General features: G+C 34.9%; 9 protein-coding genes. 8 read left to right on the top strand and 1 reads right to left on the bottom strand.

The window, feature by feature from the left end; translation table 11 throughout:
- Nucleotides 1–489 precede the first annotated feature (489 nt).
- From ABVF21_RS22525 to ABVF21_RS22510, 4 genes are all read left to right on the top strand, one after another.
- Nucleotides 490–1,779 (top strand): hypothetical protein, encoded by a 1,290-nt coding sequence (locus ABVF21_RS22525; RefSeq protein WP_371019055.1) that lies wholly within the window; start codon nucleotides 490–492, stop codon nucleotides 1,777–1,779.
- Between the two features lie 1,073 nt (nucleotides 1,780–2,852).
- Complete coding sequence (locus ABVF21_RS22520) at nucleotides 2,853–3,188, top strand: hypothetical protein (protein ID WP_371019054.1); 336 nt, start codon at nucleotides 2,853–2,855, stop codon at nucleotides 3,186–3,188.
- Nucleotides 3,188–3,604, top strand: coding sequence for a hypothetical protein (locus ABVF21_RS22515; RefSeq protein WP_371019053.1), 417 nt, complete (start codon nucleotides 3,188–3,190; stop codon nucleotides 3,602–3,604). Before ABVF21_RS22520 ends, ABVF21_RS22515 begins: the two co-directional genes overlap by 1 nt.
- 1 nt (nucleotide 3,605) lies before the next feature.
- Nucleotides 3,606–4,154: a hypothetical protein gene (locus ABVF21_RS22510; protein ID WP_371019052.1), complete on the top strand. Its 549-nt coding sequence runs from the start codon at nucleotides 3,606–3,608 to the stop codon at nucleotides 4,152–4,154.
- Nucleotides 4,155–4,364: 210 nt separating this feature from the next.
- Here the strand turns inward: ABVF21_RS22510 and ABVF21_RS22505 are convergent, their stop codons facing one another.
- Nucleotides 4,365–4,550 carry a hypothetical protein gene (locus ABVF21_RS22505; RefSeq protein ID WP_371019051.1) on the bottom strand — a complete coding sequence of 62 codons (186 nt, stop codon included), beginning with the start codon at nucleotides 4,548–4,550 and terminating at the stop codon, nucleotides 4,365–4,367.
- A gap of 270 nt (nucleotides 4,551–4,820) precedes the next feature.
- Here ABVF21_RS22505 and ABVF21_RS22500 point away from each other — a divergent pair, with 270 nt between their 5' ends.
- The 4 genes from ABVF21_RS22500 (at nucleotide 4,821) to ABVF21_RS22485 (ending at nucleotide 7,509) form a co-directional block, all read left to right on the top strand.
- Nucleotides 4,821–5,381, top strand: a complete 561-nt coding sequence (locus tag ABVF21_RS22500; protein WP_371019050.1) for a recombinase family protein — start codon at nucleotides 4,821–4,823, stop codon at nucleotides 5,379–5,381.
- Nucleotides 5,382–5,588: 207 nt separating this feature from the next.
- On the top strand, nucleotides 5,589–6,533 hold the full coding sequence (locus ABVF21_RS22495; RefSeq protein ID WP_371019049.1) for a hypothetical protein: 945 nt from the start codon (nucleotides 5,589–5,591) through the stop codon (nucleotides 6,531–6,533).
- Nucleotides 6,534–6,656: 123 nt separating this feature from the next.
- Nucleotides 6,657–7,187, top strand: coding sequence for a DUF3967 domain-containing protein (locus ABVF21_RS22490; protein WP_371019048.1), 531 nt, complete (start codon nucleotides 6,657–6,659; stop codon nucleotides 7,185–7,187).
- A gap of 37 nt (nucleotides 7,188–7,224) precedes the next feature.
- A complete protein-coding gene (locus ABVF21_RS22485; protein WP_371019047.1) occupies nucleotides 7,225–7,509 on the top strand; it encodes a hypothetical protein in 285 nt (94 codons plus the stop codon).
- The last annotated feature ends 50 nt before the right edge of the window (nucleotides 7,510–7,559 follow it).

The following is a 7,559-nucleotide window of genomic DNA, read 5'->3' as shown; positions in this document are numbered from 1 at the left end:
TTTTTGGATCGATGCCCATTGCATACTTTAAACCGGAAATTTTAGAAGAGATGGTAGAGTTTATAGAAAAAAACTAATATACGCCCCCTTACTTACAATAAACCCTATAAATCTCGCGCGAGATTTAACGAGACGAAACAAAAAGCCCTTTACTGGTGTATTTATACTCGAGCGCTTTAAAAACGCTTAGAGCTAAATTCTCACAATAAAGGGCTTTTTGTTTTAAATTGTCTATAATTTTTAAATAGAATGCTGTAAACTATTAAACAAAGTAAAAGAGCCTTTTCCCGATGTTTTGGTCGACGGAAGGAAAAGACTCTTGGGCGCAACAGAAAACTGCCGCAAAGGTTTTTTAGTTATGTTAATAGTATTATAACAGCACTTATTAGCAAATAAAAGTGCTAATATATTACTGATTAATATTCGAGTAATTCTGCCTTTGTATATAATTTCTGTTGCCCTTTCTTAACCTGAGGAGGGCATTTTGTTATGGAAGCAGTAAAATATCTCAAAAAACACCATTGTGATACGGATCGTTTTATCGTACTAGGCGAAAAGTCTATTAATGATGGCACGTGGAAGCAGATATATACAACTAGAAAAACTATCGCAAATCATGAAGAATGGATGCAAGGACCTGATAAGTATTATAGCTTAAACACTTTTTGGCGATACGGAACTAGAAAAGCTAAAGACATTAGACATTTAAGAGCGCTCTATGTAGATATAGACTGCTATAACGTTGGTATGACTCCTGTGCAAGTTGCTGAGCTATTAAACAGTGAGTATTTCAACATAGTAATCCCTGAGCCAAACGCCTTAACATTTACAGGAAAAGGATTAAATTGTATCTGGTGGATCCAGCATGCTCCAAAGCAAGCTATCCCTACATGGAAGCGAGTAAATCACTTCCTTTATGAAAGATTAAAAGATCTTGGCGCAGATAGTAAATGTGATGAGCCTGCCCGTATGTTTAGGATACCAGGCACAATTAACAGCAAAAACGGTAATGAGGTTGAACTGAGCTTAAGGCACGAAAATTATTATGACTTAAGAGAATTACATACAACTTATACACCTTGGGAAGAAAAGCAGTACGAGCCTAAGCCTAAAAAAGCAGCAGACAAAACAGTCAAAACTAATGGATTCACACTTAAAACCTTAAATGCTGCCCGACAAAGAGACTTAAAAAAGCTACAATATTATCGAAATAAAGATGGTATATCCGAAGGATACAGACAAGCAGCCTGCTGGTTGTTCAGATACTTTTCAATGTGCCTTACAGGTAGCTTTGAAGTATCTTTTGACGAACTAACAGTATTCAACCAAAACTTCTTAGTTCCATTACCTGAAAGTGAATTAGTTTCTACGACTCGTAACATGGAGAAAGAGGGCTTAGAATGGGCTCAAGCTTATCAAAATAAAAATCTAGTTACTGATACCAAAACTACACCAGATGAGAGAACAGGGTATCAAATCAGCAATAAGAGACTAATTGAAATGCTTGATATCACAGAAGAAGAGCAATTTCATATGGAAACAATTATTGGTGAAGAGGAAAAGAAGCGTAGAGACCGTATAAGGAAGCAACATGAACGGAAGTCTGCTGGCCAAGTTGAACGGAAAGATTATCTTAAGCAGCAGAAAAGTAAAACAACAGACCAGGTTGAAAAACTTAAACAACTAATAGCTGATAACCCAAGTGCTAAAGCTAAAGAACTGGCCGACCTGCTAGGGGTTTCTAGACAACATTTTTACCGTTTGAAGAAGAAAATTTAAAAAGTGTAACATGGTTCGTCCGCTTATATAAAGTGTGCAGCCATTAGAGAAGTTGACTTAAGGGAATTTGCTAACAAACAGCAAACAATACTTACTAATGGTTTGCACTCTTTACAGTAGGTTTCAACGGTTTATAAGCACATGATTAAACCAGTATTAGTTTATACTTAAGGGTCAATTAGAAGGGGATCTTGTAGTTTTGTTTGCTGGGGGGCGTAGTCTCACCCCGAGGATAGGGGAGCAAGCGTAAGCGCGGTAGGAGTATATAGCTTATAAGCTTGTGAGAATAAGCAGTATTACATATTAACGCTATTTAGGGTAGCTAAACTCCTGTAAGCAATAAAATGCGAGAGAAAGCAATCTCGTAGGTTGTATAGTAATTAGCTATTTAGATAACAAAAAAACACTTCATCGGTTTGAAGTGTTTAAGGGCATCGACTTGTTGCTTTTCAATCTATTAAGTTATGTGGTATAACTTAAAGAGTATCCTATTAGCTAGGCAGTGGTGTGCCGTGCCGGTACGATACAAATTTAATAGATTGAGAGGTGATACTGTGAACTCTGATAATACAAACAATACCCTGACGATGTTGTTTACGTTTGGTACGTTTCTTATGTCTCTGTTGACATACGTTAGCACGTTTTAAAAATACTTTGGAAGGCGTTTCAGATGTGGTGATCTGAAGCGTCTTTTTTAATTCTATAAAGTGTATCATAGTGTATTGCAGTGTCTAACTACGTATCATAGTGTATTACTTATACAGTCATTATAGCCAAAAGTGTTTCATTCGTAAACTTTTTTGTGTATCCAAAAAAGTTACTAAATTTAAAACGGACTCTTGAGGAAGCACTTTTTAGGAGATTTAAGACAAAAATGTCCCTGAATCTACAACTAATTTATAGTTATATTTGCTACTCGTCTAAAAGTAGTTTAAACTAAAAATAGGAATAATTTACCATAAAACTTTTTAACTTTATAACCTTATATAATGCTTAAAAGACTTGTGATGCCATTTGGTGCGACAGGTCTTTTTTGTATTTGCTTACCCTATAAAAAAAGGAGCTGAAAAATTATGGCGAAGAAAAGTGATAAGGCATTAAAAAAGGTATTAAGTTCTGCAGAATCTTTATTTGAAAAGAAAAATGAATTTGCTACAGCTATTATGGATGGTGGTTATGAAAATGAAGCCCAACTTACAGCAGCAATAACCGAAATGATCAAATTCATTCAGTTCTTAGATGATGATTACACAGAGTATAAGGATTTAAGAGAAGAAGAGCTTACAGAAATAGAAGAACAGCAAGAAGCTACGCAGGTACAAAAGAATTTATTTGGAGTTATTGATACTACTAACGTCAAAAAGGAAGATGAAGACCACGATCCAAACATCTGGAATGGTGTTTTGTAATGGCTAGAAGGTCAAAACTATCAAAGGAAACTATCGATGCTGCCATTGACCTAATTAGCAAAGGACATTATGACAGTACTGTTTATAATTTTTTAGGAATATCCCATTCAACCTGGTACAACTGGATGAAGGAAGGTGAAAAGTTACAAAAAGGTAAGAAGTCAGAGGTTTATACAAATCCAGCTACTAAAGAGCTTTTAGTTTATTTTGCATCAGCTGTAAGAGAAGCAAAAGCGCACGCAGAAATGGAAGCTCTTCAAGACATTAAATTGGCCTCCAAAAAAGGTCCACAATACTGGAAAGCTGCTGCTTACTTTTTAGAAAAAAAGTTTCCCGAACGTTGGGGGAAAAATCGTAGAGTTAGCAATGATCAAAATGAAGAAGCATTAAAACAATTCTTAGAGGGGGCAAATTAAAATGAAATTTGAATTACTAGATAAACTTGTAGAGGAAGAACGTGTTCATAAAGAGGAACTTGAAAGAATGAAAAAACGGTATCCCGAAGCATTAGAAAAACTTAATCTTTTAGAAAATCAGTATAAGCAAATGGTCAAAGAAGGTCAGAGCACCGAAGCTTTAGATAAGCAATTAGATGAAATTGATCGGCAAAAGGTTATTGTAGATCGTAGAAGGAATGAAAAGGACATGTTAGTTGGGTTTGAAGGCGATACGCAATACGATTCAGCAACTATTGCCAATGAATTTACCCGATATACTAAGCAATACAAAGAGGAAAAGGTAGATCATCTAGTTAAGCAGCTAGAAGAAACTAAAGCAGCTTACTTAGAGCTAATTGGAGAATTGCAGCAGGTTGCAGCTGAGCACGACACGCAAAAAAGAGCAGTACAGAGACATTTAGATAAACGTATTAAAATAGGAGTGCCGCAAAGAATGGCATCTATACTAAACATTCCAGACAGTTATAAAATTGAAGAATATAAAAGCAAAATCGTAAGGCATATTTAGTAGTCGTTTTCTCTTATGAGAGGTCCTATAATGTAATTACTTCTTGCACTTCTTTTTTCACAAGGATTTGTATTAATAGGGAAATGGCTGGATGCCCTACCTCAAGAAGAACAGCCAACCAAATATATTCCTCTCTTTAGATATTCCGACTAGGAATGTCTATTTTTTTGTTTGATAAAGGGACATTTAGTTTCAGTGTACGAAATCAGGCTAGACCTCTACCTTATATGTATAGTACCGACGCAATGGACCAAATTCACTTTGATGCAAATCCTTGCTACTATAACTAACTCCGTTAATCACATAGTATAGACCCGCAAATTCACAGATTAACTCTTCAGCCTCATATCCAATACTTCTAAGGAATTCTACAAATGTTTGGTTAACTTTCTTCATTAGCTTATTCCACCTCCTTGTTTTTTCTTGCTTATAATATAGCAGAAGAGATAAAAAATCTGAGTTATGCTGGGTACCCACACATAAGATTACAAAAAACTATAGTCGTGTAATGCTAATTTACTGAGAATTGAAACCTTGTTGTATCAACGTTTATTAGTTACGTTAAGTTATTACAATAATAATTACATAAAGTCTTTACATTTAATGTTATATGGTCATATACTTGCTTATGAGGAAGTAACAGTTTAAACCTGGAGGAGATCAACTGTGAAAATTGCATATGCAAGGGTATCAACGGAAGAACAGAACCTAGATAGGCAGCTTAAAGTCTTAGATGAATTTGGTTACGATAAATTGATCACTGAAAAGTTCACTGGAACTAAAGGCGATCGTGAAGGCATTATAAGACTAAAAGATATGGCCAGAGAAGATGATATTATTATTGTCGAGTCTATTAGCAGGCTTGGTAGAAGAACTACAGACATTTTAAATTTAATGGAGTATTTTAAACTGAATGGAATTAAGTTTATTTCTCTTAAAGAAAAACTTGATACTACATCAGCAGCCGGTACAGCTATGATGCAAATCTTTTGTGTAATGGCTGAGCTTGAAAGAAATTTAATTGCTGAACGGATTAAGGAAGGGCAAGCTGCTAGTAAAAAACGTGGTAAGCATATTGGGCGCCCTAAAGTTTCTCCTGAAAAGGTGCGCCAGGCGTTAACCCTTTATGATTCGGGTGAATGGTCTATTAAGGAAATTACTGAAGAAGTAGGTATTTCGCAAGGTAAGCTTTATAAAGAGATTAATAAACGCAAATATAAAGTGTAAGGTCTGCCTTTAATAGGCAGGCTTTTTTATGTACTTTGAAAAATACCATAGACTGCTCCTATATCACTTATCGTATCGCTAAAGTGTATGCCCGGAATATGTGTAATATTACTAATTAGGACTTTTTTCATAAATGAATGTGCTTCCATTGTAATAAATGGTAAAATTTATTTATGGTGTTTTTTTACAATAAAAGGGGGAAGGGAAATGCAAATTAGTGAATATTTCAACTTAGAACAAGATCAAACGGGTTTAGACTTTGTTAATGTAGACACTTCTAGAGATGTAGAGTTGTTTATTGACCCTTGGTGGATACATATTAACGATGATGAATGGTCTAGAAGGGCTTCCGTGACTTTGACAGGTTTTTTTGACCATATCATTGGTCTTTATGAAGAAGGGGAAATTGAAAGAGCTCGTGAACTTTTTGATTTTGCTCATGAACCAAATGAAACGTGTTTCGGATTATCTTCTAATAATCCCGAAGGTACAGGCGCTTCTGCAGATATGTTAGCAAAAGTGTTTGATAATATTACCTCTAATGAAATGATTGAAAATGGACTTGTTACAAGATTAGAAGATCTTCATGTTTTTGTCAGTGACTTTGGTCAAGATCGCTTATCAGATTTAGTGACTAACGTAATAAGAAAACACCTAGTAGATTATACGAAAGAACAATGCAGACTTTTGGAAATTGTTATGGATGAAGAAGTATCAAATCTAGGTCATTATTGGAATGAAGATACTAATAACTGGGAAGAGTGCAACGATTTAGCTTTAAAAGTAAATGACAAACCTATTTTATTAGTACCCAAAAAAATAGTTGTGAAAAATTATAAATATAATGCAAGCCAATACTGTACACATTATGTTTTAGCCAGACGTCAAGAACAACATAGGCAAGCTAGAACACATTTAGTTAGAGAAACTACCAGAAGAGATGGCACTACAAAAATCGAAGTCTATAAAAAGGATATAAGAGAAGAAGAAATTCAAGATGGAGAAAAACAATATGTGTTAAATGTAACTATGGAGAATCGTGATTTAATTCAACAATTTAGAAATGAAATAGCTGGTATACTTAGAGATGATAAGAGAACAAACCAATTATCTGATCAAGATTTGATAGATATTTTTGAGGAAGAGTTGTAAAAAAAAGCCCGCCTGTTCTTGGCGGTTTTTTTTGTGTTTTATATCGCCAATATAGCGCAATTAACTTCTTAGTAGCAGGTAATTCCCGGTTAAGTGCGAATATATATGCTGAGGTGATACGATATGACAAACGATATACAACAAACTGAAAAAGCTTATTCTAGTAAAGATATAGCTTTAATGGTAGATATAGCAGTACCGACCGTAAGGAAGTATGCTCAGGCACTTGAAAAAGCAGGTTATGAATTTATTAAAAGTGAAGCAGGGGCAAGGGTATTTGTAGAAAGAGACGCTATGGCTATTAGGTACTTAAAAGAGGTAAGAGAAAAGACGAATATATCGGTGGAACAAGCTTCAAACGTTGTTTTAACGAGGTTTGAAAACAAATCGATACAGGGTGTATCGCCACCCGATACGGAAGAAAAAGAACAATATGAAAAGCGATTTGAAGAGTTGGAAAAGAAACTAGAGCAGCAAAATGAAATAATTAAGCAACTTGCCCAGACAATCGATGAAAGAGATAAAAAGCGTGATGAAATCGTTATGCAAAACATTAGGGAGATTCAAGAGACTAAACAGCTACTGTTAGAAACGGCAGCTGAAAAAGAAGAGGAAAAGAAGAAAGGTTTCTTTGCCCGCCTTTTTAGCAAATGAAGTATAATTTACATATAACGGAAAGGGGCTGGGTATATTGATAGAATTTGTATTAGCATTAAAAGAAAAAAATGAATTTCCTCATGACATTGTTAGTCGTGATTTCGAGGGCAAGGCAGGTAGTGAACTATTTTATAAAGTTACAGAAAAATACGCTGATTATCTTGTAATGGAAAACAATAATGATCAGCCACTTTTATATATGAAATTATTTCCTACAGTAACCGGGTCAGATAGAAACATGATTTTTGGATCGATGCCCATTGCATACTTTAAACCGGAAATTTTAGAAGAGATGGTAGAGTTTATAGAAAAAAACTAATATACGCCCCCTTACTTACAATAAACCCTATAAATCTCGCGCGAGATTTA

Source organism: Pseudalkalibacillus sp. JSM 102089 (assembly GCF_041366475.1).
GTDB classification, from domain to species: Bacteria; Bacillota; Bacilli; order Bacillales; family Guptibacillaceae; genus Guptibacillus; species Guptibacillus hwajinpoensis_B.
This window is presented reverse-complemented; position numbering and strand designations above follow the sequence as displayed.